Annotated in this window: 21 protein-coding genes; 8 read left to right on the forward strand and 13 right to left on the reverse strand. The window is 72.2% G+C overall.

Going from position 1 to position 25,675, the window contains the following annotated elements; genetic code table 11:
* Positions 1-267: 267 nt before the first annotated feature.
* Complete coding sequence (locus Ade02nite_RS26415; protein ID WP_203769418.1) at positions 268-3,750, reverse strand: ATP-binding cassette domain-containing protein; 3,483 nt, start codon at positions 3,748-3,750, stop codon at positions 268-270.
* Between the two features lie 120 nt (positions 3,751-3,870).
* On the opposite strand from Ade02nite_RS26415, the gene Ade02nite_RS26420 reads away from it, so the two are divergent.
* Complete coding sequence (locus tag Ade02nite_RS26420) at positions 3,871-4,914, forward strand: aminoglycoside phosphotransferase family protein (RefSeq protein WP_203769426.1); 1,044 nt, start codon at positions 3,871-3,873, stop codon at positions 4,912-4,914.
* 3 nt (positions 4,915-4,917) lie between these two features.
* Here the strand turns inward: Ade02nite_RS26420 and fabV are convergent, their stop codons facing one another.
* Genes fabV through Ade02nite_RS26435 form a run of 3 tightly spaced genes read right to left on the reverse strand, consistent with a single transcriptional unit; the run spans position 4,918 to position 7,044 of the window.
* Complete coding sequence (gene fabV, locus Ade02nite_RS26425) at positions 4,918-6,075, reverse strand: enoyl-[acyl-carrier-protein] reductase FabV (RefSeq protein WP_203769433.1); 1,158 nt, start codon at positions 6,073-6,075, stop codon at positions 4,918-4,920.
* Positions 6,076-6,085: 10 nt separating this feature from the next.
* Entirely contained in the window at positions 6,086-6,673 is a 588-nt protein-coding gene (locus tag Ade02nite_RS26430) for a 3'-5' exonuclease family protein (protein ID WP_203769435.1), read from the reverse strand.
* Positions 6,670-7,044: a DUF6223 family protein gene (locus Ade02nite_RS26435; protein ID WP_203769437.1), complete on the reverse strand. Its 375-nt coding sequence runs from the start codon at positions 7,042-7,044 to the stop codon at positions 6,670-6,672. Before Ade02nite_RS26435 ends, Ade02nite_RS26430 begins: the two co-directional genes overlap by 4 nt.
* A gap of 190 nt (positions 7,045-7,234) precedes the next feature.
* Between Ade02nite_RS26435 and Ade02nite_RS26440 the strand changes: the two genes are divergently transcribed.
* Positions 7,235-8,698 carry a sensor histidine kinase gene (locus tag Ade02nite_RS26440; protein ID WP_203769439.1) on the forward strand — a complete coding sequence of 488 codons (1,464 nt, stop codon included), beginning with the start codon at positions 7,235-7,237 and terminating at the stop codon, positions 8,696-8,698.
* A 22-nt stretch (positions 8,699-8,720) separates the two neighbouring features.
* Entirely contained in the window at positions 8,721-9,395 is a 675-nt protein-coding gene (locus Ade02nite_RS26445) for a response regulator (protein ID WP_203769441.1), read from the forward strand.
* Here the strand turns inward: Ade02nite_RS26445 and Ade02nite_RS26450 are convergent.
* The 3 genes from Ade02nite_RS26450 to Ade02nite_RS26460 form a co-directional block, all read right to left on the reverse strand.
* The gene (locus tag Ade02nite_RS26450; RefSeq protein WP_203769443.1) at positions 9,347-9,991 is read right to left on the reverse strand and encodes a hypothetical protein; all 645 of its coding nucleotides are present in this window, start codon (positions 9,989-9,991) and stop codon (positions 9,347-9,349) included. The genes Ade02nite_RS26445 and Ade02nite_RS26450 overlap by 49 nt on opposite strands.
* Positions 9,992-10,437: 446 nt before the next feature.
* Entirely contained in the window at positions 10,438-11,622 is a 1,185-nt protein-coding gene (locus tag Ade02nite_RS26455; RefSeq protein WP_203769445.1) for a metallophosphoesterase, read from the reverse strand.
* A gap of 17 nt (positions 11,623-11,639) precedes the next feature.
* Positions 11,640-12,320, reverse strand: a complete 681-nt coding sequence (locus Ade02nite_RS26460) for a nucleoside/nucleotide kinase family protein (RefSeq protein ID WP_203769447.1) — start codon at positions 12,318-12,320, stop codon at positions 11,640-11,642.
* 84 nt (positions 12,321-12,404) lie between these two features.
* Here Ade02nite_RS26460 and Ade02nite_RS26465 point away from each other — a divergent pair, with 84 nt between their 5' ends.
* The gene (locus Ade02nite_RS26465) at positions 12,405-12,830 is read left to right on the forward strand and encodes a hypothetical protein (protein WP_203769449.1); all 426 of its coding nucleotides are present in this window, start codon (positions 12,405-12,407) and stop codon (positions 12,828-12,830) included.
* On the opposite strand, the gene Ade02nite_RS26470 is transcribed toward Ade02nite_RS26465, so the two are convergent.
* A complete protein-coding gene (locus Ade02nite_RS26470) occupies positions 12,819-13,475 on the reverse strand; it encodes a hypothetical protein (protein WP_203769451.1) in 657 nt (218 codons plus the stop codon). The two genes, Ade02nite_RS26465 and Ade02nite_RS26470, sit on opposite strands and share 12 nt — an antisense overlap.
* A 398-nt stretch (positions 13,476-13,873) precedes the next feature.
* Here Ade02nite_RS26470 and Ade02nite_RS26475 point away from each other — a divergent pair, with 398 nt between their 5' ends.
* From Ade02nite_RS26475 to Ade02nite_RS26485, 3 genes are read left to right on the forward strand one after another with little or no spacing between them, the layout of a single operon-like run.
* Positions 13,874-14,662 carry a polysaccharide deacetylase family protein gene (locus tag Ade02nite_RS26475; RefSeq protein ID WP_203769453.1) on the forward strand — a complete coding sequence of 263 codons (789 nt, stop codon included), beginning with the start codon at positions 13,874-13,876 and terminating at the stop codon, positions 14,660-14,662.
* The gene (locus Ade02nite_RS26480) at positions 14,659-15,606 is read left to right on the forward strand and encodes a glycoside hydrolase family 26 protein (RefSeq protein ID WP_203769455.1); all 948 of its coding nucleotides are present in this window, start codon (positions 14,659-14,661) and stop codon (positions 15,604-15,606) included. The genes Ade02nite_RS26475 and Ade02nite_RS26480 overlap by 4 nt, the downstream gene beginning before the upstream one ends.
* Positions 15,603-16,955 (forward strand): right-handed parallel beta-helix repeat-containing protein, encoded by a 1,353-nt coding sequence (locus Ade02nite_RS26485; RefSeq protein ID WP_203769457.1) that lies wholly within the window; start codon positions 15,603-15,605, stop codon positions 16,953-16,955. The genes Ade02nite_RS26480 and Ade02nite_RS26485 overlap by 4 nt, the downstream gene beginning before the upstream one ends.
* A gap of 273 nt (positions 16,956-17,228) precedes the next feature.
* On the opposite strand, the gene Ade02nite_RS26490 is transcribed toward Ade02nite_RS26485, so the two are convergent.
* From Ade02nite_RS26490 to Ade02nite_RS26510, 5 genes are all read right to left on the reverse strand, one after another.
* Complete coding sequence (locus Ade02nite_RS26490) at positions 17,229-17,516, reverse strand: hypothetical protein (RefSeq protein ID WP_203769458.1); 288 nt, start codon at positions 17,514-17,516, stop codon at positions 17,229-17,231.
* Positions 17,517-18,433: 917 nt separating this feature from the next.
* Positions 18,434-20,788 (reverse strand): hypothetical protein, encoded by a 2,355-nt coding sequence (locus Ade02nite_RS26495; RefSeq protein ID WP_203769460.1) that lies wholly within the window; start codon positions 20,786-20,788, stop codon positions 18,434-18,436.
* Complete coding sequence (locus Ade02nite_RS26500; protein WP_203769462.1) at positions 20,788-22,053, reverse strand: glycosyltransferase family 2 protein; 1,266 nt, start codon at positions 22,051-22,053, stop codon at positions 20,788-20,790. The genes Ade02nite_RS26495 and Ade02nite_RS26500 overlap by 1 nt, the downstream gene beginning before the upstream one ends.
* Positions 22,050-22,988 carry a glycosyltransferase family 2 protein gene (locus Ade02nite_RS26505; protein WP_203769464.1) on the reverse strand — a complete coding sequence of 313 codons (939 nt, stop codon included), beginning with the start codon at positions 22,986-22,988 and terminating at the stop codon, positions 22,050-22,052. Before Ade02nite_RS26505 ends, Ade02nite_RS26500 begins: the two co-directional genes overlap by 4 nt.
* A 48-nt stretch (positions 22,989-23,036) precedes the next feature.
* The gene (locus Ade02nite_RS26510) at positions 23,037-23,876 is read right to left on the reverse strand and encodes a glycosyltransferase family 2 protein (RefSeq protein WP_239169068.1); all 840 of its coding nucleotides are present in this window, start codon (positions 23,874-23,876) and stop codon (positions 23,037-23,039) included.
* 730 nt (positions 23,877-24,606) lie between these two features.
* On the opposite strand from Ade02nite_RS26510, the gene Ade02nite_RS26515 reads away from it, so the two are divergent.
* Positions 24,607-25,560 carry a sulfotransferase family protein gene (locus tag Ade02nite_RS26515; protein ID WP_203769469.1) on the forward strand — a complete coding sequence of 318 codons (954 nt, stop codon included), beginning with the start codon at positions 24,607-24,609 and terminating at the stop codon, positions 25,558-25,560.
* Positions 25,561-25,675: the final 115 nt, after the last annotated feature.

The raw sequence follows: 25,675 nt of genomic DNA on the forward strand, positions 1-25,675 counted from the left end.
GCGGAGTGCAGGCGGCCCGGGGTGAAGGCGGGGCGGGGGCGAGACGAGCGCGAGGCGAAACCAGCGCGAGGCGGTCGAAGGGCTCGCGCGGCTCCGCCGCAAGCGAGTGCCGCAAGACAGAACGTTCGTTCTACCCACGCACCGTCGGGACTCAGGCCGCGGAGGCGTCGCACCCCTCGGAAGCTAGGGCGCTGGGAAAAGCAGCCCTCGGTGCGCGAAGAGGCGCCCTCCCCACGGAAGGCGCCTCTCAGCCTCGGTGGTGCTTGTTCAGCCGGCCAGGTGGCCCCAGCGGTCTTCCAAGTCGTGCCAGGTGCCCTGGTCCTCGACCTTGCCGGCGATCAGGACGACCACGTGGTCGGCCTGGCTCAGGGCGGCTCGTTTGGACGTGGAGCCTACGACGGTGACGCCGTGGGTGCGCAGGGCCTTCCACAGCTCCAGCTCTGTCGTCACGTCGAGGGCCGACGAGACGTCGTCGGCGATCAGGAGCTCGGTGCGGGGGGCCAGGGCTCGGGCCAGGGCCAGGCGTTGCAGCTGGCCGCCGGAGAGGCGGGTGCCCTTGTGGCCGATCAGCAGCTGGAGGCCGCCGCCGGCCGCGGCCAGGTCGTGTTCCAGCTGGGCCGTGGAGACCGCGTCGGCGGCGTCGACCTCGTGGCCGAGCTGGATGTTGTCGGCGACCGTGCCGGACAGCACGCGGGGGAGCTGGGCCACGTAGCCGACCTGGTTGGGGCGCAGGAACACCTCCGGCTCGTTGACCGGGGTCTCGTTCCACACCAGCTCGCCGGTGTGGTGGACGATGCCGGCCAGCGCGCGAAGCAGCGACGACTTGCCGGAGCCGACCGGGCCGACCACCAGCACGAGCTGGCCGCGCTCCACTGTCAGGTCGACGTCCTGGGCGCCGACCGTGCCGTTCTCGTGGACGGCGCTGAAGTGGCGCAGCTCGAGACGGCGCAGTGGGTTGCGCGGGGCGCTCGGCGGGGCCGGGGCCGTGCCGGCCGACAGGTCGACGCCGGGGACGTCCGCCGAGTACTCGGCCACGCCGGTCATCGCGACCGTCCGCTTCGTCCACACCCGGGCCGACGGGAACTGGGAGACCAGTGACGCCGTCGTCCAGGCGAACCAGCGGGCCGAGCCGAGCGTCGCCACCGCGATCAGCGTGGCCGCCGACGACAGCGAGCCGGCCAGGTAGAGCGCCCACGCGGCGATCGGCAGCAGGCCGCTGGCGATCGACGGCGTCGAGCGCGCCCACACCTGAATGGCGATCTCACGCCGCTGGAGCTCGCTGCGGGTGCCGTCGAGGCGGGCCAGGTGGGCCAGCACCGGCTCGGTCGCGCCGGCCAGCTTCACCGTGCGCGCCGCCGACAGCGACGAGACCAGCGACGTGGCGAACGCGGCGCGCGCGGCCACCGTACGGCGGGCTGCCTTTTCGAGGCGGGGGCCGAACAGCGTCGCGGCCAGGCCCGACAGCACCATCGTGCCGATGAAGAAGAGCGCGGGCACGATCGACTGCGACGCCAGCGTCATCGCCACGATCATGACGAGGCTGGTGGCGTTGTCGATCAGGTTGTCGGCGAGCATGACCACCCGCTCGGTGTCGCCGCCCTGGGCGACCACCTCGGCCGGCGTGTGCTTGCTGACCCGGCGCGGGCCGATCTGGCCGTGCACCAGGCGCAGGCTGATCCGCAGCATCTGCCGGACCCACCACTCCGGGAACCAGGCGCCCGTGTAGTAGAGCGTCGGGATGGCCACCAGCAGGCCGGCCGCGATGCCGACCGCCGGGTAGAGCGGGTTGCCGACGCCGTCGACCACGTTCGACCAGAGCAGCGGCAGGATCGCGCCGTCGAGCCCGAGCAGCACGAGGATCGCGAACAGCGCGACCGCGCCCAGACCGTACCGCTTGTCGTTGGTCGTCAATCGCGCGATCTCACGGAACGTGCGGGCCTTGGGCGGCTCGGGCAGCGGCGGCGGGTCGACCGGCGGCAGCTTGTTGGCCAGGGCCTCGGCGCCGAGCTCGACCTGGGCGGCCGTGTCCCAGTCGTGCTCCTCGACCAGCACCCCGCCCCCGCCGGACGGGGCCGCCGGCACGGTCAGCGCGCTGCTCGCCATCAGCTCGGCGAAGCGCCGCGACTCGCGCAGCGGGCCGGCCTCGAGCACCTCGCCGTCGGCGAGCACGACCACCTCGTCGCAGCGCTGCACCGAGGAGAGCCGGTGCGCCACGATCACGCCGATGCGCCCGGTGAGCAGCCGGTCGGTGGCGCGCTGCACCCACGACTCGGTGACCGGGTCCATGCGGGCGGTGGCCTCGTCGAGGATCACCACATGCGGGTCGCGGACGAGGATGCGGGCGAACGCGACGAGCTGCTCCTGCCCGGCCGACAGTTTGTACCCGTTCTCGCCCAGGCGGGTGTCGATGCCGTCGGGCAGGCTGCTCACCCAGGCGCCGAGGCCCAGCTCGTCGAGCGCGCCGGGCGCCTTGGGCAGCAGCTCGGGGTCGAACAGCGCGATGTTCTCGGCCAGGGTGCCGGCGAGGATCTCGGTGCGCTGCGGCACGATCGCCGTCCACCGGCGCAGGCCCTCGACGTTCATGTCGTTGAGGTCGACGCCGCCGAGGAACACCGTGCCGCGCGGCACGTCGACCGCCCGGGTCAGCACCTTGGCCAGCGTCGACTTGCCCGAGCCGGTGCGGCCGATCAACGCGTACGAGCGCCCGCGCGCGAAGGTGAGGCTGACGTCGCGCAGCGCCGGGGGCCGCCCGCTGTCGGACTCGCCGTAGCGGAACGTCAGATCCCGTACGACAAGATCGCCGTCGACCGGGGCCACGCCCTCCGTCGGCTCCTGGGGCACGTCCTGCAGCAGTTGGACGCGGCTCCAGGCGCCCAGCGCGTTCTGCAGCTCGGGGACCATGCGGGTGACGTGCTCGAGCGTGCCGCCGAAGCCGAGCGCCAGCAGCCAGACCGCGGTCAGCCGCGCGCCGTCGATGTGGCCGGTGAACAGCGCCCACGCGCCGACGACCACGAGCACGGCGATCAGCGACCGGGTGATCGAGCCGGCGCCCATGGTGATGCGCGCCGAGGACCGCCACACGAGCCGGCCGCGGCGCAGCACCTCGGCGGCGCGGCGGGCGTAGAGCTGCCGGACGTACGGGGCGGCGAGGCTCGTCCGCACGTCGTCCTGCCCGTGGATCGACTCCTCCATGACCGCCGCGAGGTCGGACCAGGACTCCTCCTCCGAGATGCGCAGCGGGGAGATGCGCTGGATCGGCTTGCTCATCGTGACGTAGAGCAGGATCGACACCAGCACCATGCCGACGCCGGCCGGCCACCAGACGAAGAACGCGGTGACGATCGAGAAGACCGCCACGGCCACCGACTGGGCGATCCGCACGCCGCTGCCGCGCAGTTGGGCGCCCACCTCGTACACGTCGGAGTCGATGCGGTCGAGCAGCTCGCCGACGGGCGTGTTCTCCAGGGTCGGGAGGTCCTGGCCGAACGCGACGCGGTTGAGCCCGCGGCGCACCTTGGCGGCCCAGTCGGCGGTGAGCCGGGAGGCGACGAGGCCGACGAACACGTCGCTCAGCACGGACGCGACGAGCGCGGCGGCGAGCACCGTGAACAGCGGCATGGAACGGTCGACGAGCACGGCGCCGGCCAGCGCGAGAGCACCCGCCTGCCCGGCCGCACCGAGCAGGATGAGGGTCGCCACGAGGCCGGTGCGGCCTCTCGACGTGACCCACAGGTCGCGAAGCAGACGCATTGACTAGTCCTTTTGGGAGGGGGTGAACCGGGGGCGGTCTGTCCATCCTTGTCGGCGGCCGGAAGCTCTTCAACGGAATTACGTGGACGCCATATATCGCCTGTGTCACCCTCGGCAGTCGTGCGAGATCTTCCTGCGGCGGTACGGGCGAAGGCCGTGCACACCGGTGCGACGGGCTGGCTCGACGGCCTCCCGGCGCTGGTGGCGTCGATGGCGCGCGAGTGGGGGCTGACGGCCGGGCCCGCGTACGGCGACGCGACGGAGGCGTACGTCCTCGAAGTGACCCGGGCCGGCGGCGAACCCGCCGTGCTGAAGCTGCACCCGTCCCCGCGTGCCGCGGCCGGCGAGATCACCGTGCTGCGGCTGGCCGGGGGAGTGGGGTGCGCGCGGCTGCTGCGCTCCGACGGTGATCGTGGCGCGCTGCTGATCGAGCGACTGGGCACGCCCATGTCGGACATGTCGCTTCCGCAGCCCCGGCGGCTGGAGATCCTCTGCGACCTGGCGGCCGCCCTGTGGCAGGTCGATGCCGCCGCCGAGCCGCCGATGACCGCCGGGCCGTCGATGGGCGCCGGGCCGTCGATGGGTGCCGGGCCGTCGATGGGTGCCGGGCCGCCGATGACCGCCGGGCCGTCGATGGGCGCCGGGCCGTCGATGGGCGCCGAGCCGCCGGCGGGCGCCCGCTTGCCGGCGAGTGCCGGGCTGCCGACGGGTGCCGATTGGGCGGTCCGGCTGGCCGGGACGATCACGCGCCGCTGGGACGAACTGGGCAAACCGTGCAGTCGCGCGGCGGTGGACCAGGCCCTGCGTGCCGCCGAGAGCCGCGGGCGGGGACCGGCGCGGACCCTCTGTCACGGCGACGTGCATCAGTGGAATGCGCTGCGTGACGGCGACGGGTTCAAGCTGGTCGACCCGGACGGCGTCCTGGCCGAGCCGGAGCTCGATCTCGGCGTGCTCATGCGGGAGGACCCGGCCGAGCTGATGACCGGCGACCCGCGCGACCGCGCCCGGTGGCTGGCCGCCCGTACCGGCACCGATCCTCAGGCGATCTGGGAGTGGGGCCTCGCGGACCGCGTCGCCACCGGGCTGATCCTCACCGCCGGCGGCGTGCAACCGGTCGCGTCCCAGATGCTCGCCGCCGCCGACCTGATCGCCGCCCGCTGGTGACGATCAGGGCCAGGGCAGCTCCACCTCGACCGGCGCGCCGTAGTCGACGCCCGGCACGTCGAACCCGTACAGGGCACGGAACTGCGACCGGAACCAGTCGACGTCGCCGATCTCGCCGGCCGCCCACCGCTCGGCCACCTCGCCCTGCACGCGCGGATCGAGCTCCCAGCGGTCGAGCCGGATGCGGCCCGCCTCGTCCAGGTCGAACGGCTCGGCGCCGGTGAGCTGGTCCCAGAGCCGCACCGACTGCGCCACCGGCGACTCGAGCCGGTCGCCGAGCACCGCACGCAGCAGGCTCACGTAGAGCGCGATGCCCGGAATGGCCGTGGACGCCTGGGTGACCGCGGCCCCGTTCACCGAGGTCAGCGCCCGGCCCGCCAGCCGCTTGTCGAGGTCGAGGGCGGTGGCCTCGAGGTGCGCCTTGGCCGCGCCGATCGTGCCGGCGCGGTAGATCGCCGACGTCAGCTCCGACCCGATGTACGACAGCGCGACCGTCCGGAACCCGTCGTGCAGCAGCCCCCGCTCGGCCAGCGCCGTCATCCAGAGCGACCAGTCCTCGCCGCCCATGACACGGACCGTCGCCTCTGTCTCGGCCTCGGTCGCCGGCGCCACGCTGATTTCACGCGCCTCCGGGGTGCCGTCCCGGTCGAACTCCAGCGTCCGCGTCGTGTGCACCGCGCCGATCGGCTTGATCACCGACTGGAACGTCTCGCCGCTGCCCGGGTCGGCGCGCCGCGGCGCCGCCACGCTGTAGATCAGGTAGTCGAGCCGGCCGAACCGCTCGGCGATCAGGTCGAGCGTCTCGGTCTTGGTGGCGTCGGCGAACGCGTCCCCGTTCCGGAAGACGAAGTCGTGCCCGAGCTCGCGCGCCAGGGCGTCGGCGGCGACGGCGCGGTACCAGCCCGCGGTGGCCGTACGCCGTCCCGCGGGCCGCTCGAAGCCGATGCCCACACCCCGGATGCCGTGCCGCACCAGGCCCGCCACGGTGGCCGCCAGCCCGTACCCCGCCGTCGCCCCGACGATCAGCGCGACCGGCCCGGCACCGTCGCGCACCTCCCCGGCCTCGGCCCGCATCCGCGCGACCGTCTCGAAACACCCCGCCGGGTGCGAGTCGAGCAGCAGAAAACCGCGCCCGGTGGCGCCCACGATCCGTTCCGGCATGGAGTGGACCTTATCGCCCGGCCATCCGGAAGAGCACCCCGAGGAGATGGGCGTAGCCGCGCGCGTCGTCGATCGCCCGATGGGTGTGCTCGATGTTGCCGAGCCACTCCGCGGGTAGCTTGGCCGGCGGCACGTCCATCACCGGACGGCCGGTGATCGCCGCGGAATAACTGCGCAGGCAGAGTCCCGGGCGGCCGTCAAAGAGCACATCCTTCTCGTACGGGCCCTGCACCAGCCCGTAGCGCGTGAAGCGCCGCAGGTAGTAGTCGATCCACATCCCGTCGAACGCGATCGGTGAAGCGGTGAAGACGCACGGGCCCGGCAGCGCCTTCACCCAGTCGGCGAAGCGCGCCATCTCCGCGCCGGCCGGCTGAGGGTTCTCGGTCGCGGCCGCCCAGGCCTCGGGAAAGGTCTGGAACCACGCGTACGTGTCCGGGTTCGGCGCGGCGCCGGGCAGCGGTTCGAGAACCGTCTCGAACGTGCCCAGCTCCGTACCGTCGCCGGTCACCGCGACGCTGGCGAACGAGCGCATCGAGTTCGGCCCCGGCCACGGCCCGTCCGCCTCGATGTCGGTCACCACATAGATCCAGTCGGTCAAGACGATCTCCCTCGGACGTCGGCCCCCACATGATCGACCCCGCCGTCAAGGAACCCGCGGCGCCGGCGGAGCAGGGCGAGGGCCCCGAGAGTGGCCGAGGACAGGCCGAACACGATGGCCGCCCAGCCGCCGACGATGCCGTTGCCGGTGCCCGGTCCGCCGTCCGCCAGGGCCACCACCAGGATCCCGGTGATCGTGCCGGCCAGTCCGGTGGCCAGGGCGATGCCGGGCTTCAGCGACCCGGCGGGGCGGACCATCGCCAGGATCCCGGCGACGACACCGGCGAGGGTCGCCAGGGCGGCGGTGGTGGCGATGAGGCGATCTGCGGTCAAGCCGTACGCGTCGGCGGCCAGGATTTCTGCGGCGCTCATGAGTGTCTCCCTCTGTTCGATGGCGTTGCTTGATGCTGTCCGGCGAGGGTGGGGCCGCGCGTCGTGCCGATGTGGACTCTTCGATCTGCTGCGCGCGTGGGAGAAAACGGCGGACTACCGCGTTCGTGGTAGGCGGCGGGGACCACGCCGGTGGGATTCGCCGGCCGCGATGTCCGGCTAGGGTGCCCGCATGGGCAGTGCGCGTGTCGACGCGGCGATCGCGGCGGGGGTCGCCGGCGTCCTGCTGACCGCGGGGCTGGTCGAGCAGCGGCCCGGGGCCGAGACCCATCCGATCGGGTACGCGTTGCTGGTCGCCGCCGGCCTGGCGCTGGCCGTGCGCCGGCGCGCACCCGTGGCCGTGCTGATCGCCGTCGGGGTGTGCACGGTGGGCTACCAGGCGGCCGGGTTCGACGTGGTCGCCGTCGCCTTCCTGGTCGGCGTCTATTCGGCCGTGCGCGCCGGCCATCGCCTCGCCACCGTCGTGACCAGCGTGGCCATGCTGGCCGCGCTGCCCGTCGTCGCGCTCGTGGCCGGTCCGCTCGTGGCCGGTCCGCCCGCGGCCGCGACGGTGAGCGTGACCGAGGCGCTGGCCCAGGCTCGCGGCGTCCTTGAGATCGCCTGGCTGGTCGCCGCCGGCGCCGCGGGCGAGGCGCTGCGGCAGGCCGAGCGCCGAGCCGACGAGGCCGAGCGCACCCGCGAGGAGATCGCCCTGCGCCGCGCCGACGAGGAACGCCTGCACATCGCCCGCGAACTGCACGACTCGCTCACCCACCAGATCTCGGTGATCAAGGTGCAGTCCGAGGCCGCCGTCCACGTGGCCGAGCGCAAGGGCGAACCGGTCCCCGACGCGCTCCTGGCCATCCGCGAGGCCGGCCGCCAGGCGTCCCGCGAGCTGCGCGCGACCTTGGAGGCCCTGCGCGACGACGGCCTGGCCCCGCCGTACGGCATCGATCAGATCCCCGACCTGGTCGAGCAGTCCCGCGCCGCCGGCGTCGACGCGACCCTGACGGTCGAGGGCAGCCCGGCGGACGTGCCCGCGGCGGTGGAGCGCACCGCCTACCGCATCGTCCAGGAGTCCCTGACCAACGTCGCCCGCCACGCGGCCCCCGCCGCCGCGACGGTCAGCGTGCGCTACCGACCCACTGCGATGACCATCCAGGTGGACGACAACGGCGCGGCATCGCGCGGTGCGGCCGCGCCACCACCCGGCATCGGCCTGCTCGGCATGCGCGAACGCGTCACCGCCCTCGGCGGCCACCTGCACGCCGGCCCCCGCCCCGAGGGCGGCTTCCGCGTCAGGGCCGAGCTACCCCTCGAAGGCGACCGCCCACCACGCCGCGAGGTCGGCCGCCTACCGCATCCTGGGGGCGACGGCTCACGGGATCGCGAGGTCGGCCGCCTACCGCATCCTGGGGGCGACGGCTCACGGGATCGCGAGGCCGCCGGCGCCGCGAGCCCCGAGGGTGACCGGGCAGTGGGCAGCGGTGCAGGAAGCCGCGAAGTCGCACGCGCAGCGGGCCGCCAGGCGTTGAGCCGCGAGGTTCAGCGCGGACAGAAGCGTGACGGCGATCCCGCCGACGGCGCGCGCGGAGGCGATGGTGCACAAGGCCGCAGCGGAGAGTGGGCGGAAGATGCCACGGGGAGCGTGGGATGACGCTGGGAGGGGATCGGGGCCTGTGATCCGGGTGCTGCTTGTCGACGATCAGCCGTTGATCCGGAGTGGGTTCCGGGCGCTGCTCGACATCGAGGACGACATCGAAGTGGTGGCGGAGGCCGCGGACGGGGCCGAGGCGGTGGAGCTGGCGCGGCTGCACCTGCCCGATGTGGCGCTGGTGGACATCCGGATGCCGGTGGCCGACGGCATCGAGGCGACACGCCGGATCGCGGCGGACCCCGGGCTGGCCGGGGTGCACGTGGTCATCCTGACCAACTACGGGCTGGACGAATATGTCTTTCAGGCGCTGCGGGCGGGCGCGGCCGGCTTCCTGGTGAAGGACGTGCACCCGGACGACTTCCTGCACGCCGTGCGGGTCGCCGCGCGCGGCGACGCGCTGCTCGCGCCGTCGATCACGCGCCGGCTGATCGACCGCTACGTCAACCAGCCGCGCCAGGCAACCTCCACGCCGGCGCTCACCGAGCTCACCAACCGCGAGCGCGAGGCCGTCGCCCTGGTCGCCCAGGGCCTGTCCAACGACCAGATCGCCGCCCACATGGTGATCAGCCCGGTGACCGCGAAAACCCACGTCAACCGCGCCATGACCAAACTGCACGCCCGCGACCGAGCCCAACTCGTCGTGATCGCCTACGAGACCGGCCTGGTCACCGCCCCGACCACGAGATCACCCGGCTGATCGAAGACCGCCGAGACCACCTGGGATCCCTGCGAGCACGCCCAGGAAGGCCGGCCGTCATACATCCGCGGTTGTCCGCCGGACGATGCGGGCCACACCCCTATTGCGGGGACGAGCGATGAAGGTCCCGAACTTGTCGCACCCTCCCGATACGATCCAGCCGAATCGTTATGGACTCCGTCGGCCGCCTCGAGACCCATATCAGCCGGCTCCAGCCCGCGGACGGCGACGTCCTCCACCGTGACCACACCGGAGGAAAGGTCACCTCCGGCGAAGGGCAGGCTGCGCGAAGCCGGTGGCTCGGACACTTGCACGGCGAGCTCTTCCAGCGGCACCACCACCACGCTCTCGGCGCGCGGCTTGAGGCCACGCAGCAGCACCGCGGCCAATTCTGTTCTTCGCGCGAACATGAGCTGGTGCGCCCACGTCACAGCCGCGACGCCGTTCTCCCGATATACCGTGCCCCGCCATCTCCGCAGGTGCGTGTCGTCGCGAAGATCGAAGCCCGCCCCGGGATTGGCCGCCAAGTCCGCCAGCCAGCCTGCGAACGACACGGCGCCGCAAGGGCTCGCCGCCCCAGCGTCCAGGTCGTCCATGGTCGCTGCCTAGCGGTCAGAGAGGGGGCACGGCGAAAGCCCCCACCAGCGGAGCGGCCGAGCGGTCAGGGGGCGAGCGCCGAAGGATCCGAGCGGTCGAGGGACTGAGCAGTCAGCGGGCCCGAGCGGCCAAGGGCCGAGCGGCCAGGGGGCCGAGCAGTTGAGACGGCGTAGCGGTCGGGGGCCGAGCGGTTGGGTGGCGGAGCGGTCAGAGGGCCGAGCGGTTCAGAGGGCGGAGCGGTCGGGGGCCGAGCGGTCGAGAGGCGGAGCAAGTGAGGGTCAAACGGTCGATGGGCCGAGCGGTCATCAGGGCCGAGCGGCCAAGGAGTCGGGCGGCCAAGGGGTCGGGCGGCCAAGGGCCGAGCGGCCAAGGAGTCGGGCGGCCAAGGAGTCGGGCGGCCAAGGGGTCGGGCGGCCAAGGGCCGAGCAGCCGAGGGGTGGAGCGGTCAGGGGGCCGCGTGGAGGGTCAGGAGGGTGATCTCGCTGGGGGCGAAGACGCGGAAGGGTGGGCCCCAGAAGCCGGTGCCTCGGCTGGTGTAGAGCTGGGTGCGGTCGGAGTGGCGGGACAGGCCCTGGAGGACCGGCTGGTCGAGGCGGACCAGGTAGTGGAAGGGCCAGATCTGGCCGCCGTGGGTGTGGCCGGAGATCTGGAGGTCGACGCCGTGGGCGATCGCGCCGGTGATCTGGGCGGGCTGGTGGGCCAGCAGCAGGATCGGCAGGGACGGGTCGGCGCCGGCGAGCGCGGCCTCGTGGTCGGCGTGGTGGCCGGGGACGCCCGAGCCGGCGGCCGTGCGGTCGTCGACGCCGGCGATGATCAGGGTGGCGCCGTCGCGGGTGACCTCGACGTAGCGGTTGTGCAGCGCCTCCCAGCCCAGCGAGGCCATGTGCTCGACCCAGCGCTGGGCGCCGCTGAAGTATTCGTGGTTGCCGGTCACGTAGACGCGGGCCATCGACGCCCGGATGTCGGCGAGCGGCGCCGCCTGGGTGCGCCGCTGGGCGACCTCGCCGTCGGCGATGTCGCCGGTGTGGGCCACCACGTCGGCGTCGAGCGTGTTGACCACCTCGGTGACCCGGCGCGACCAGCGGGACCTGTCGATCGGGCCGTAGTGGGTGTCGGTGAGCAGCACCAGCCGCAGCCCGTCGAGCCCCCGGCCCAGGCGGGGCACTGTCACGTCGACGCGCCGCACGCGGGGGACACGTCTCGCTTCCGCATACCCCCAAAGGAGCAGGACCAGGGAGACCACGGCGACCACGACGGTGGCGATGCGCGAGCGAGCCGGGGCGCCCACGCCGAAGGCCCAGAGGAGCAGGGTGAGCACCTGGCCGAACAGGGACTGGACGAACAGGACCCAGATGACGCCGAGCGTCGTGTCGGCGACGACCGCGGCGCCGTCGCGATGGTTGCGGCCGTGGCCGGTGAACATCAGCACCGGGAAGGCGGCCAGGGCCACCGCGAAGATCACCGTGCCGGTCACGAACACGCCCGTGGGCCAGTCGTTGCCGGAGCCGAGCAGCGTCCACCACGGCACGCCGAACAGCAGCGCCAGGACGGCGACCACGATCAGCGCGAATCGGACGGCCCGGCCCGGCCGCCGGCGCGGCTCGGTCTCGACTGCTTCACCAACTGACACGCCTGAAGCATGCCACTTCAGGACGGCGCGCTGCCGACCCTGTGGATAACCTCGGCCGGCACGATCAGGTCGGCCCGGGGACGGGAGGCCGCGATGAGCTGGGCGTTGCGTTCGTCGGTGCCGGTGGCCCACGCCTCGGCGTCGGACGGCGGCTTGCCGAACCGCACGTGCCGGTCGATGAGCCGCCGCATCCGGGTCGGGTGGTCCAGGTCGGCGTACCAGACCTCGGCGAACAGGCCCCGCACCGGGCGCCACAGCGGATCGTCGAGCAGCAGGTAGTTGCCCTCGCTGACGACCAGCCGGGCGTCGCGGCCGATCGGGATCGCCCCGGCGATCGGCTGCTCGATCACCCGCTCGAAGCCGGGCGCGTAGACCACGTCGTCCTCGTCGGCGAGCACCCGGCGCAGCAGGGCGGCGTAGCCGAGCGGATCGAACGTGTCCGGCGCGCCCTTGCGGTCGCGGCGGCCCAGCCGTTCCAGCTCGACGTCGGCCAGGTGGAAGCCGTCCATCGGCACGTGCGCCACCCACGCGCCCGCGACCAGCCCGGGCGGTGGCGCCGGGGCCAGCGTGGCGACCAGCTCCTCGGCGAGGGTGGTCTTGCCCGCGGCCGGGGGCCCGGCGATGCCGAGCACCGCGCGCCCGCCGCCCGCCACGAGCCCGCGCGCCCGTTCGGCGAGGCCCTGGAACGTGATGGTCATGGCCGGAACCTACCGGGCCGGCGTCGGATCAAGGACTGCGGTCCCGGCCGGCCTCGGGCAGGGTCGGCTGCACGGGGGTACAACATGATCACATTGGTTGCCCTGCTGAGCGCCGCGCTGCTGGGCGTGCCGGCTCAGCAGGAGGTCGATCCGCGCGGCCGCGTCTATGTCACCGAGGGGTCGTCGCTGGTCCGCCTGGCGCCACGCGCGCGCCGGACGACAGTGGCCGTCTTCCCGTACGCGGGACCTCTCGCCCTGCGCCCGATGGCCAGCGGCGTCGCGCGGGGACCCGACGGCGCCTTCTATGTCGGTGAGGTCGCCGCCGTGCCGGGCAGGGCGCGCCTGTGGCGGGTGGTGCCGGGTCAGGCACCTCAGGTGTACGCGGCCGGCTTCACCGCCGTCGTCGAGGTGCGCTGGTCGGGCGATCGGCTGTCCGTGCGGGAGCGCGACGGCACCCTGCTGCGCGTGCACGCGCGCGGCCGGCACAGCGCGGTCACGTCACCGCGATAGGCCGAGGCGCAGTCCGGCCACGCCCGCGGGCGAGAGCGGCCGGGCGGTGGCACGGGACAGCTCCTCGCGTACGCATGCCGGAAGCTCGTCGGCGAGCGCCCGCAACCGTGGGTAGAGGTCCAGCACGTCCCGGTGGGTCAGCGCGCCCACGCCGATGAGCAGCCCGTTGACCGCGCCGGGCGTGCGCACCAGCTCGACGCAGAGCTCCCGGCGCCAGTCCGGGTCGTCGACGTGGGTGGCCAGCTCGCGGGCGATCCGGTTGCCCGCCGGCGACGGCTCCTCGGGCGCGGCGTGCCGGCCGGCCCGTGCCGGCACCGGGGCGAGGCGGCAGGCGATGCCGAGCAGCCGGGCCAGCTCGGGCACGGTGAGCACGTCCAGCCCTGCGGCGCACGTCTCGCAGAGCCGGTGGTACGTCGCCGCGTGCACCAGGGAAGCGGGCCGCGGGCAGTCGCCGAGCGGCCCGCACAGCCGGTCCAGGATGATCTCGGCGAGCGTGCCCTCGTGGTCGAACCGGCCGACGCCGAAATACGCGGCGGGAGCGCTGCGGTATCGGGTCAGCGCGGTCCGGGCGCTGACGTAGCCGTCGGACTCGACGCTGATGCGCGGGCTGCCGCTCTCGGCGTGCAGGTAGATAAGTCGGAACATCTCGATCGCTCCCGGTGGTGCAGCGGACCGTCGTCGCCTCCAGATACGGGCGCGGCCGCGCGGGAGTTCAAAATGCGGAACGAGTCGAACGTGACCGCGTGCAGCGCGTAGATGCCCGCACTGGTGATCACGAGCATGCCGGCGAGCACCGCGCCCACCGCGCCGTCGAGGCCGCGCCACGCCACCGGAAAGACGGCGATCCCCAGCACAAATGCCGCCTGACCAGTGGCCTCCGCGCAGCGCAGTGGATCGAATGCCATGGCCTCAGCCTTCCGGGTCGGCGCTCCGCGCGCCTCTGCCCGGAGCGGGAGAGGCGACTACGACTTTCGGCAGAGGGACAAAACCGCACAAAAGCGCGGGGTGTTCCGCCTAGCGTGGACCATCAGGAGGTCAACCCCGTGACCGTATTGCCGGTGCTGATGTACCACTCCGTGTCCGCGGTCGGCGGCCCCATGCGTGATCTCGCGGTGCCGCCCGCACTGCTCCGGGAGCAGCTGAGCGCGCTGCGGGCCGCCGGTTACCGCCTGGTGGGCCTGACCGAGGCGCTCGACCTGATCGACCAGGGCAGCACCGACCGGCTGCTGGCGGTCACCTTCGACGACGGCTACCGCGACTTCCTCACCGAGGGCGTGCCCATTCTGCGGGAGACCGGCGCCGGCGCGACCCTGTACGCCTCGGTCGGCCATCTCGGCGGCACGGCCGGCTGGCTCGGCCGATGGGCGCCCGACTTCGGCCCGTTGCTCACCTGGGACGAGCTGAGCGAGGTGGCCGCCGCCGGCGTCGAGATCGGCAACCACAGCATGATCCACCACCCGCTCGACGTGCTCCCACCCCGGCAGCTGCGCGCCGAGATCCTCGACAGCCACCAGCAGCTCGAGCAGAGGCTTCAGACGCGGGTACGGTCGTTCGCCTACCCGCACGGCTACCACAGCCGCCGGGTGCGCGACCTCGTGGCGTCCGCCGGCTACGACAACGCCACGGAAGTCGGCCGCCGCCTGCACACCCCCGGCGAGAAGCGCCTCGCCGTGCCCCGCCTGCAGCCCACCCCCGGCCACCGCGGCGCCGACCTGGTCGCCCTGGCCCAGACGGGCGAGACCGGCCTGGCGCCCAGGCTCAAGCAGATCGCCCAGCCCGGCTGGCGGGTCGCGCGCCGCGTCGCGCGGGCCCTCGGGAAGAACCTGACATGAGGCGCCGCAGCCTGCTCGGCCTGAGCGCGCTGGCCGCCCTGCCCCTGGCCGGCTGCAAGACGTACCGCTCCGACGAGACCCCGCCGCCGATCGAGTCGCCCGCCACGTCCCCGTCCTCGCCGGGCGGCGGCACCGTTCCCGACCCGGGCGGCAAGGTGATGCTCGGGGCGTACACCCAGCTCAAAGGTCTCTCGACGGCGGAAGGCATCGCGCTGCGCGAGAGACAGCTGGGCCGGCCCGAACGGATCGTGCACCGGTTCTATTCGTGGACCGACACGCTGCCGGTGTCGCTGTCGTACGTGACCTCGCGCAGCACCGTGATGATGTCGTGGCGCGGGCCCGGCTACCAGCAGGTCACCAACGGCAGCGCGGACAAGCTCATCGCCAGGGCGGCCCGGCGCCTGGCCGAGCGCAAGGTGCCCACGCTCCTGCGCTGGGCGTGGGACATGAACCGCAAGGCCGTCAGTGAGAACGCCGCGAGCTACGTGCCGGCGTACCGGCGGATCCACAAGATCTTCCAGGACGAGGGCGCCGAGAACGTGAGCTGGGTGTGGAGCCCGAACTGGAACTCCTACCCCGACGAGGACTGGAACGCCTGGACGCGGTACTACCCCGGCGACGGGTACGTGGACTGGGCCGGCGTCTCCGGCTACGCCGACGGCCAGACCCCCGGCGACATGTTCGACCAGTTCTACGAGACGTACGCGGCACGCAAGCCCATCATGATCACCGAGGTCTCGGCGGTCGACCGGGGCGGCAGCACGAAACCCGACTGGATCACGGCGTTCCACGCATGGGTCAAGACCCGGCCCGCGGTCGGCGCCGTCGTCTGGTTCGACACGGACACCCACCCCGGCTCCACCGAGAAGTGGCGCATCGACTCGACCGCCGCGTCCCTGAAGGCGTACCAGGCGATGTCGGCCGACCCGGTCTTCACCGGGTGAGCGGAACGCACCGCGCCGGCCGTTCCCGCCGGTGGCTCGCCCTGATCGCGGTCCTCGTCGCCGGAGGTGCCGCGGCCGCCGGATACCGCTTCTGGCTCTACGAGGCGCCGCCGGACGTCGACGCGGCCGGGCCGGGCTACTGGGTCTCCACCCGCGGCTCCGACGACGCCGACGGCACACCCGCACACCCCTGGCGGTCCGTCGCGCACGCCGTCGAGGCCGCGCCGGCCGGATCAAAGATCTTCGTGCGAGAGGGTACGTACGACCCGTTCACGGTCGCCCGGCCGAACCTGACGGTGATGAGCGCCCCGAACGAGCACGCGACGGTCAAGGGCAGGTCCGGGGTGCGCGACGGCATCCTCGTGACGGCGAGCGGCACGACGATCGCCGGCCTCACGGTCCGCGGCTGCGTGCCGAAGCCGAACGCCGACGTCGACATCACCGGCGACCACGGCAGCGGCATCCGGGTCGACGAGACCAGCGACGTGACGGTGAGCGGCGTGACGGTGCGCGACAGCCACGGGACGAACGCGGCGGGCCTGCCCGTCGGCTGCTACGGCATCCTGGTCACCGACTCCCAGGACGTGCACGTCACCGGCTCGGAGGTGATGCGCAACGGGGCGGGCATCGTGGTCAGCGGCGGCGGCCAGGGCGTCGTGGTCGACGGCAACGACGTCCACGACCAGGACGTGATCGTCCAGAACAGCACGCAGCAGGACGACGACTTCGGCGGCTACGGCCTGGCCGCCACGTTCGTGCAGGCGAATCCGGGCCCGGTCTTCCGCAACAACACGGTCCGCGACAACCACGGCCCCTCCACCGACTACGGCACCGACGGCGGCGGCGTGGAGATCTACGACGCCGCGAACCTGACCATCACCGGCAACACGTTCGAGGCCAACGACGGCGTCCTGGAAACGGGCACGGGCGGCCGCGGAGGCTGCGCGAACAACGTCTTCACCGGCAACCGGGCGATCGGCGGCAACGGGCCGGCCGGCTTCGACAGCGACACGGGGCTGGTCCTGCGCTGCGCGGCGGGAAACACCATCAGCAACAACACCTTCAGCGGCATGCAGAAGTTCACGTTCCTGCTGGCCACGGGCAGCGACTTCGCGGGCAGCATCTCCGGCCTGAAAATCACGGGGAACACGGTGTCGCGCAATTCTGGGACGGTCGTGTATCGCTTGCAGATCGATGCGGGGAAGCCTTTGGTGACGATCGACAGCAATACGTACGACACGGGGGAGAACGCGTTTGCCGTGCTCAACGGGTCGGTGTCGGAGGCTAATGTGCCGTATGACCAGTGGCGGTCTCAGACGGGGTACGACGCGCATTCTACGTTGCGGTAGGCGGGCTGGGATTGGTTGCGGTTGACGGTGGAGGGCCGGGGGTGGGCACTCTCGGCGACAACCATCATGTTCGAGCAAGACGGGGGCGATAAGCCTGGGCGCCGACGACGTTCACGTGCGAGCCTTTCGGTGGCTTCTCGTCGATTCCGGGAAAGGCGGTCACCATGCTGAAGGCGCCTCTGGAAGTCCGGAGATTCCTCTGCGGACCGGGCCGTAAGCGGCTTTACCTGCCTGGGTGAGCGCGGGCCGGCAAGAGCTTTGCGGGATCGTATGTCAAGGCTTTACGGCGTGTCGTAAATCCATCTGGTGAACAGTCGCCATCGTGGAAGTCCGAAGCATTTTGGCATGATCCATTACTGACATTCGGCGATGCCTCCCTGAGAGAATATCGGCATGACTCAGCTGTCGTTCTTCAGTCGAGCGCAATTGGCCGCGATGCGTGATCGGACGGCCGCCCGCAACTTCTCGCCGGAGCGTGATGCGTTCCGCCGCGACCATAAGCGCCGCCGCGACCATGGCAAGGCCCGGCGTCACGCGCTGCGCATCTACCAGCAGTTCCAAGCGTCGTGCCCAGACGAGCCCCCGCCCATCCCGCCACGCCCAGCCCCGAGGCCGCCTCGGACGCGTCCAGCCGCCCTGAGGCCACCCCGACCACGCGCCGCCCCGACGTCGGATGTTCCCCATTCCGGCACGCCCTCCGGCGGCTAACGCAATCGCGCAAGACACAGGCCGAGCCGGCCGATCACCCAACGCGGCCGGCCGGCCCTGGCCTGGGGTGGTCCCTCAGGCCGACGGACAGATGCGCGGCGAGGCGCGGCCAGGCGCGGCCACGGCCAGGCGCGGCCAAGCGTGCGGCGAGAGATGCGGCCGGTGGCCAGGCGTGGCCAGGAGGGGTGGCCAGCCGCGGCCAGGAGGTGCGAGGGCTTGGGCCGGGAGGTGCGAGGGCTGGGGCCGGTAGGTGCGAGGGGTGCGGCCGGGAGGTGCGAGGGGTGCGGCCGGAAGCTGCGAGGGCTTGGGCCGGGAGGTGCGAGCGCTGGGGCCGGGGAGGTGCGAGCGCTGGGGCCGGGGAGGTGCGAGGGGTGCGGCCAGGAGGTGCGGAAGGGGGTGCGGGTCGAAGATGTATGAGACGGCCGGCGGCCGATCGCTCAGCCAAGCCATGCAGCCTGCCCCCGAGACCACCAACCCGCGCAACCGGCCTGGAATTGCCGATGGACCAACAACGAAGCGTGCCTGCGAAACCAACCTGCCCTGGCCGGACCACAGCGCGGCAGCGAACAACGACCCCGACGGCCGAATGGGGACTGCCCAGCCCGGCCACCCACACAGCGGCGAAGTACCACCGACTGGCCGTAACGGAACACCATGCGAGGTGGAGGGCCGGGGGTGGGCACTCACGGCATAAAGCGAAGCCAGCCGCGAGTGCCCACCCCCGGCCCTCCACCGTCAACCGCAACCAAGTCCACCCCCAGAAAGCGCGACTATCCGGCCGCGGACGAGCCGACCAACTGGAAGATGGCCACCCCCGGACCCTGATAGAAGACCTTCCAGTCCGGCGACGCTCGCAGCGCCTTCTCCAGGGACGCCATGGCATTGTCCGGCTCCGTGCCGAAGTAGTCGGTGTAGGCGTCCATGGCCTCGCTGACCACCAGGTAGTTGGTCTTGTAGTTCATGGCTCGGATGTACGTCTCGATCTCCGGGAGGCGGGCGCCGCTCAGGGTGTTCGTGAAGAGCGGGTCGCCGACCAGGGAGATGTCGACCGAGACGTGGCCCTTGTTGAAGGAGCCGTAGTTGCCCGTCAGCTTTGTCGGGAAGTTCGGGGCCACCAGGATCAGGCCCGAGTCGGTTTCGGCGCGGGCGTAGAAGTAGTTGGCCGCTTCGATGTCTGTCGCGCGCATCTGGTGGACGTACAGCTGGCCTTGGAGACCTTGGAGGCCGGCCAGGAGCAGGGCGGCCATCAGGAGGCCGGACAGGATCATGGTGGGGACGCCGCGCCTGCCCTTGCCGGCCCACAGCAGGCCGATGAGCAGGCCCACGAACGGCAGGGAGAAGGCGAAGACGCGGTAGATGGCCTCGCCGCCGTAGTTGCCGCCGGCCAGGGTGGCCATGGGGGCGAAGCCCAGCACCACCGGGACCAGGACGCGGCCGGCCTTCTTGCGGGTGAGGAAGACCGTCAGGAGGGCGGCCAGCCACAGGCCGATCGCCAGGACGCGGGAGACCAGGGCCGAGAACTCCTGCTCGGGGGTGCCCCAGGATTGGGCGTTGCCGCCGGCGTTGTGCAGGAAGTCGAGGCTGAACAGGCTGTACTGGCTGGCCACCGAGACCATGCGGGGGCCGATGAAGGCGACCGCGATGACGATCAGGCCGGCGGTGAGCAGGCGGGGGCGCAGCGCGCCCAGGACCGCCAGGATGATCACCGGGATCATCATGACGACCGGGGTGAGCTGGTGGGAGACCGTGATCGCGCCGTAGATGCCGGCCGCGGCCAGCGACGCACAGAGGCGGGCGCGGGCGGTCGTCTCGCGTGCCGGGGGCATGCCGTTGACCAGCCGGCGGCGCAGGCGGCCGATGCGGCCCCTCGGCTCGCCGGTGAGGACGGGCGGGGCGATCAGCCAGCGGGCCACGACGAGCCAGAAGGCCAGCATGAGCGGGAAGACGAAGGCCTGCGGCGAGAAGTAGCCGATGTCGACCCACATGCATGCCTGGAAGAGCAGCACCGCGACCGCGATGACCCGGCGGTCCTCGGTGAACTGGCGCAGCAGGGCCGCCACGATCAGCGACGTGAGCAGGGCGAAGAACAGCGAGGACCAGGCCGAGAAGGAGATCGCGTCGACGCCGGAGACGTGCGAGATCATCGCTACCACGGCGAAGAAGCCGGGCCACTGCTGGTAGATGTCGCTGCCGCTGATCAGGTGGCCGTTGTCGCGGATCAGGTCGACGACGCCGATGTGCTTGTAGGTCCACGCGTACTCGGTGGTGCCGTCGAGCAGGGGGACCGTCGCCTGCATGATGACCGGCACGATCACCAGGTGGGCGGCGAGCACGGCGCGGCGGGCCGGGCCGAACAGCTCGACGGCGAAGCCGATCAGGAGCAGGACGGCGCCGATCACGAAGGGGACGCCGAGCGCCGCGGTGAAGCCGTACAGGCCCACCTGGCCGGGCTGAAGCCGGACGAGCGCGACGATCCACAGGGCCAGGCCGGCGGCCATGGTGACGAAGGGAACCGCGCTCGCGCCGGCGGTGTCCTCGCGGGTCAGGGCGGGCGCCCACGCGTGCCGCAAGCGGGCGAGCTGCACCGCCGATCCGATCAGGCTCGCCGCGGCGAGCAGGCCGAGCCAGGCGTACGGCTGCCAGACGCGCAGCCACAGCGGCACCACCGCGACGAACGTGGTGACCGAAAGGCTGCCGGCCACGGTGAGCGCCCACGACGTCAGGCGGTTGCGCACGTCGGCGGCCGACAGCAGCGCGGCGCCGGGGCCGAGCGTCACGAAGGCCACGAGCAGCGCCACCGAGAGCGGGCCGGAGAAGGCCAGGCCGAGCAGGCCGATCACCGACGCGGCGATGCCCGCCAGCGCGAACTCGGGGCGGTGGTCGACGGTGACGGTCCGTTCCGGAGAGCCGGTGGTGATCACCGGGGCGGGCAGCATCCGGGTCTCCGACTGGTCGTCGGGGCCGAGCGGGATGCGCAGGGTCCGGTCGCCGACGTCGAGGCGGGTCGTCGCGTCCCGGTCGACGGACGTGATCACCGCCGTCTGGTCCGGGTCCGGCGCGGGGGTGCCTGCCGCGCCCAGCACGATGCGGACGGTGGTGTCCGGCTGGTCCGGCGTCTCGGCCATTACTGTCGGGCCTCCGTGTGTCTCGTGGCGGCGCGGCGGCCCTTCAGGTACGCCCGAGGCCCGGCGAGCATGCCCCGGCGGTTCGCCGACAGCAGCTCCCGAGGGAAATCGTCGCGCAGCGTGGCGGTCCGCGGGGTGTCCTTGCCCGTCATGTCCCGCAGGGCGTGCGGCGCCAGCCTGATCAGCGGGAAGATCAGCCAGGGGCGTTTCATCAGCAGGCTGGTGTACGCGGCCACGAGCCCCGTGCCGTAGCCGACCATCTGCTTCTCGAGCCCCTGGTAGTCGCGGCGGTGGTAGTGGCGGGTGACCGCCGTCGGCTGGTAGACGATCGTGCCGCCGCCGAGCAGCACCTGGGTGAACGCCAGCGTGTCCTCGGAGCCCATGGCCGGGGTGCCCGCGCCGAGCGCGGTGTCCCACATGCCGATCCGCTCGATGACGCCGGGACGGAAGGTCATGTTGGCGCCGGTGCCGAACGGCGGCAGCGGGTAGAGCGGGCTCTGCCGGTGCGCCGTGTGCGGGCCGAAGGTGTCCGGCGTGAAGCCGCGGCCCTTGCTGTGCCCGCCGAACTGCTCGAACCACATCTGGGCGCGGGTCTCCAGCTCGGCCGGGACGATCACGCCGGAGATCACGTCGGCCTCGGGGTGGTCGTGCAGGGCGCGGGCGATCTCGGCCAGCCAGTGCCGGTCGGCCACCTCGTCGTCGTCGATCCAGGCCAGGATCTGCCCGGGCGCGGCCCTGACCGCGGCGTTGCGCGCGTGCGAGAGGCCGGCGCGTGGCTCCAGCAGGTAGTCGACCGGGCCGCGCCGGGCGGCGTCGCGGACCACCCGCTCGGTGGCGCCGGTGACCGGCGCGTTGTCGACGACGAGCACGCGGAAGCTGGGGTATTCCTGGCCGAGCAGGCTGTCGAGGCAGCGGGCCAGCATCTCGGGGTGCTCGCGCGTGCAGATCACGACGGTGAGGTGCGGCGCGGTGGCGAGGACGCGGCGCCGGGACGCGAGGAACTCGGCGCCCGCGGCGAGCCTCGGCCGGATCACGTCGCCCAGCTCCGCGTCGATCGCGGCGGCCAGGGCCTCAGGATCAAGACCGTTCTTCGGTACGTCGACCAGCACGGTCCCCAGCGGCTCGGTGAACAGCCGCACCAGCACCCAGGCCTGTTCGGCGCGGCGCCCGTCGGGCCGGATCGCGGCGACGGCCGGCAGCGGCTCGGCGAGGTCGGCGTCGAGGACGACAGCGGGCAGCGTCCCGGTGCTCGTGGTGGTGCTCATCGGGCGGGCTCCAGCGCCGCCTTGGGCTGCCGCTTGGCAGCGACCGTCTCGACCGCGCCGCCCCAGCCTGCGGCGGCCACCCCGGCGAGGATGCCGCCGGCGCGCAGGAAGCGGCCCGCGCCCAGGTCGCGCAGGAACGCCTTGGGCAGCGACCACAGGTAGGAGCGCTCGGCGCCGAGCGTCTCACCGCCGTCGTGCAGGCCGGCCATCTGCACCTTGCCGCGCCCCTCGGCGTAGCAGCGGTGCACGAAGAACGAGAAGGTCGAGCGTTTCGCGGGGACCTCGTGGCGGATGACGGCGCTCGGCACGTACATCCAATGGCCGCCGTCGAGGGCGCTCATCCGCAGGCAGAGCTCGGTGTCCTCGGGGCGGTTGCGGTCGCCCAGCTTGCCGAAGCCGACCCGGAAGCCGCCGACGGCGTCGAAGGCCGAGCGGCGCACGACCATGCTCGCCGACCAGACGTTGCGGATCGGGGAGGTGACGGTGGGCATCCCGGCGTACGAGCCGCCGACCGCCCAGAGGAACTCGTCGGGCATCCAGCGGGGGCGGCTCGACTCCCACGCGGGCTCGATGCCGCCGCCGGTGCCGACGACCCGGGGGTCGGCGAACGGCGCGATCAGGTTCTCGAGCCAGTCGGGCTGGGCGGTGATGTCGTCGTCCATGAAGGCGACCAGCGGGGTCCGGGCGTGGAAGGCGCCGGTGTTGCGGTTGCCGGAGACGCCTTTGCCGTACGCGTTCTCGAGCACTGTCACGCCGGGAAGCTCGCGCCGGATGCGGCGGAACAGCGCCGGGTTGTGGTCGACGACGACGATGACGTCGGCCGGGGCGGCCCGCTGCGACCGGGCGCAGGCGATCGTGCGCACGAGCGACGGCCAGCGTTCCTCGGTGTGGGTCGGGATCACGATCGACGTGGCGAGCAGGGGGGCGGAAGGCACGGGGAGCGTCTCCTGGGGCGAGGGGAGGGGCGGAACGGGCGCGTGCCGTCAGTCGTCGAGGACCGACGCCCGCTTGGCCTCGGCGTTCACGGCGCCGGACGCGAAGCGGCGCGGGGCCGGGCGCGGGGCGGCGGCCGGGTCCTGGTGCACGACGACCCCGCCGGGGCGGCGCTCGCCGGTGCGCTTGTCGCGCCGCATGCGGCCGTACTCGCTGAAGATGGTCCGCAGGACCCGGAACCCGTCGCGGAAAGTGTTGAGGTTGGTCTCGCCGTGGATGCGGCGGTGCTCGATGCTGCCGACCTCGCCGACCTTCATGCCGTCCACAGCGGCCCGGATGTTGATCATGGTTTCGATCTCGAAGCCGTCGCCCCACAGCTTCGTGCCGTCGGTCGGCCGCGGCAGCCGGACGTCGGGGAGGTCGAGCACCGGTACGACGCTGCGCCAAAACGCGTTGTAGCCGTAGCAGAGGTCGGTGAACCGGGTCCCGAACAGCACGTTCACGACCAGGTTGAGCCCGTCGTTGCCCATCTTGCGCAACCGGGTGATGTCGTGACTGTGCCCGCCGTGGTTGAAGCGGGAGCCCTTCACGAAGTCGGCGCCGGCCACCAGCTTGGCGACGAAGAGCGGGATCTCGGCCGGGTCGGTGGAGCCGTCGGCGTCGATCATCACGATGATGTCGCCGGTGCAGGCGGCGAAGCCGCACGCGAGCGCATTGCCCTTGCCGGTGCGGGTCTGGTGCACCACGACGACGTCCGGGCGCAGCTGGCGGGCCACCTCGACGGTGCGGTCCACCGAGCCGCCGTCCACCAGAACGACCTCGTCGATGCTCGCCGGAAGCTTGGCGAACACGTGGGGGAGGTTGCGCTCCTCGTTCAGGGTCGGGATCACGACGCTCACTGTGGGTGACTTCTTGCCGTTACCGTTCGTGTCGGCAGTGGGCGTCGAGTGCTCCATGTCGATCCCTTCCCAGAAGGCCGATGCGGCAAGAGGCGTAGCGCCTTCGCTTCTGTCGCCCCACCGTAGCAAGCAGCTACGAAGCGTCAACTAGCCGAAAACCTGACCGCTCTCATCCGCCCTGACGAACCTGTGAGCAGGCTGAATTGCCGACCGTCACGCTGAACGATCTTCGTCACACTGTCACCGTCGGTAATGGTCACGGAATGTGAGCCGGGCACGAAACGCTCGGAAGGGCGATGTGCCGCGAACCGGCGCGAAGGGCTCAGCGCGGGCCATAGAAGTAATGTCCGAATACTCGGTGTGATCTGAGTCACCGCATATGAACATCACGGTGTGTGAAGGTCGAGTAGCAGCTCGGTTGCCGAGGTATCGACGAGCTGCGATCGCGGGGTCGCCGAAAGGGCTGCCGCCCGTAGCCTTCGGTCGCGCATGCCGTTGGTGAGGCGATGAACGCTGACGAAGCACTCTGTGTTTGTGGGCATCCGTTGCGCGCTCACCGGCACCACCGCCGGGGGGCGGACTGCGCGCTCTGCGAGCCGCCGGTCTGCCCGCGATTTCGGCGACTGCGGTGGTGGCACAGGCGGGGCGGCCGGGGTGCAAAAACCTACTAGATCTGTAGGCTAAGTGTCACTTGCTCGCACGACAGGCCGGAGGGACTGCCATGCCGCTGCCCGATTTCCTGATCGCCGGGGTGCCCAAGGCGGGAACGACCGCGCTGCACGCCGCCCTCGCCCGGCATCCGGAGCTGTTCCTCCCTGCGGTCAAAGAGCCGAAGTTCTTCCTCTCCGACGGCCCGCCACCCACCGCGGGCGGCCCCGGCGACGTGCAGACCTACCAGGAGCACGTCTGGCGGCAGGAGGACTACGAGGCCCTGTTCAGCCCCGCGCCCCCGGAGGCCACGCTCGGCGAGGCGACACCCTTCTACCTGTACGACCTTCAGGCGCACGAGCGCATCAAGGCGCTCATCCCGTCCGCGCGGCTGATCGTGCTGCTGCGTGACCCGGTCGACCGGGCCCACTCCAACTGGACCCACCTCTGGAACGCCGGACTCGAGCCGGAGGCCGACTTCCTCACCGCCTGCCGCGCGGAGCCGCGGCGCAAGGCGGCCGGCTGGGCGCCGTTCTGGCACTACGTCGGCCTCGGCAGGTACGGCGAGCAGGTGCGCCACCTCTACGAGCACTTCCCGCGCGAGCAGGTGCTGCTGCTGCGCTACCGCGAGCTCAAGGACGACCCGGCCGCCACGCTCGACCGGGTCTGCGCGTTCCTCGGCGTCTCGACCGGGGTGCTGACCGCCATCCCGCGCGAGAACGTCAACCGGCACGTGGTCGAGGACAACGAGGTGAACCGGATCCTGCGCTTCCTCCTGCGCGCCGGCGCCTCGCACGGCCACCGGTTCCCGGTGCCGCTGCGGCTGGCCGCCCGCGGGCCGCTGCTGACGCTGCTGCACCGCAAGAAGGGCACCCGGCCGGTGACCACGCCGCACGAGCGGGCCGAGCTGCTGCCGCTGTTCGCCGACGACATCGCGCTGCTCGAGGAGGTGACGGGGGAGCGGTACGACGACTGGCTCGCCGTCGACCGACACGCGGGCGGCGCGCAATCCCCTCAAATTCCATAGGTGACGCATACTTGAGCACTGTCCCGCCCGCTTGATCCGCGCCGCATGGTTGCCCGCTTGACCGTGGCGCTTGACCCGCCCGCTTGATCCGCCCGCTTGGTTCGCCCGCGCCGAA

Source organism: Paractinoplanes deccanensis, from assembly GCF_016862115.1.
Lineage (GTDB): Bacteria > Actinomycetota > Actinomycetes > Mycobacteriales > Micromonosporaceae > Actinoplanes > Actinoplanes deccanensis.

Bases quoted from the DNA above. Each gene is read 5' to 3' on its own strand.
- Ade02nite_RS26415 (WP_203769418.1), bottom strand. From the start codon at position 3,750: ATGCGTCTGCTTCGCGACCTGTGGGTCACGTCGAGAGGCCGCACCGGC.
- fabV (WP_203769433.1), bottom strand. From the start codon at position 6,075: ATGCCGGAACGGATCGTGGGCGCCACCGGGCGCGGTTTTCTGCTGCTC.
- Ade02nite_RS26435 (WP_203769437.1), bottom strand. From the start codon at position 7,044: ATGAGCGCCGCAGAAATCCTGGCCGCCGACGCGTACGGCTTGACCGCA.
- Ade02nite_RS26440 (WP_203769439.1), top strand. From the start codon at position 7,235: ATGGGCAGTGCGCGTGTCGACGCGGCGATCGCGGCGGGGGTCGCCGGC.
- Ade02nite_RS26450 (WP_203769443.1), bottom strand. From the start codon at position 9,991: ATGGACGACCTGGACGCTGGGGCGGCGAGCCCTTGCGGCGCCGTGTCG.
- Ade02nite_RS26460 (WP_203769447.1), bottom strand. From the start codon at position 12,320: ATGACCATCACGTTCCAGGGCCTCGCCGAACGGGCGCGCGGGCTCGTG.
- Ade02nite_RS26465 (WP_203769449.1), top strand. From the start codon at position 12,405: ATGATCACATTGGTTGCCCTGCTGAGCGCCGCGCTGCTGGGCGTGCCG.
- Ade02nite_RS26470 (WP_203769451.1), bottom strand. From the start codon at position 13,475: ATGTTCCGACTTATCTACCTGCACGCCGAGAGCGGCAGCCCGCGCATC.
- Ade02nite_RS26480 (WP_203769455.1), top strand. From the start codon at position 14,659: ATGAGGCGCCGCAGCCTGCTCGGCCTGAGCGCGCTGGCCGCCCTGCCC.
- Ade02nite_RS26495 (WP_203769460.1), bottom strand. From the start codon at position 20,788: ATGGCCGAGACGCCGGACCAGCCGGACACCACCGTCCGCATCGTGCTG.
- Ade02nite_RS26500 (WP_203769462.1), bottom strand. From the start codon at position 22,053: ATGAGCACCACCACGAGCACCGGGACGCTGCCCGCTGTCGTCCTCGAC.
- Ade02nite_RS26515 (WP_203769469.1), top strand. From the start codon at position 24,607: ATGCCGCTGCCCGATTTCCTGATCGCCGGGGTGCCCAAGGCGGGAACG.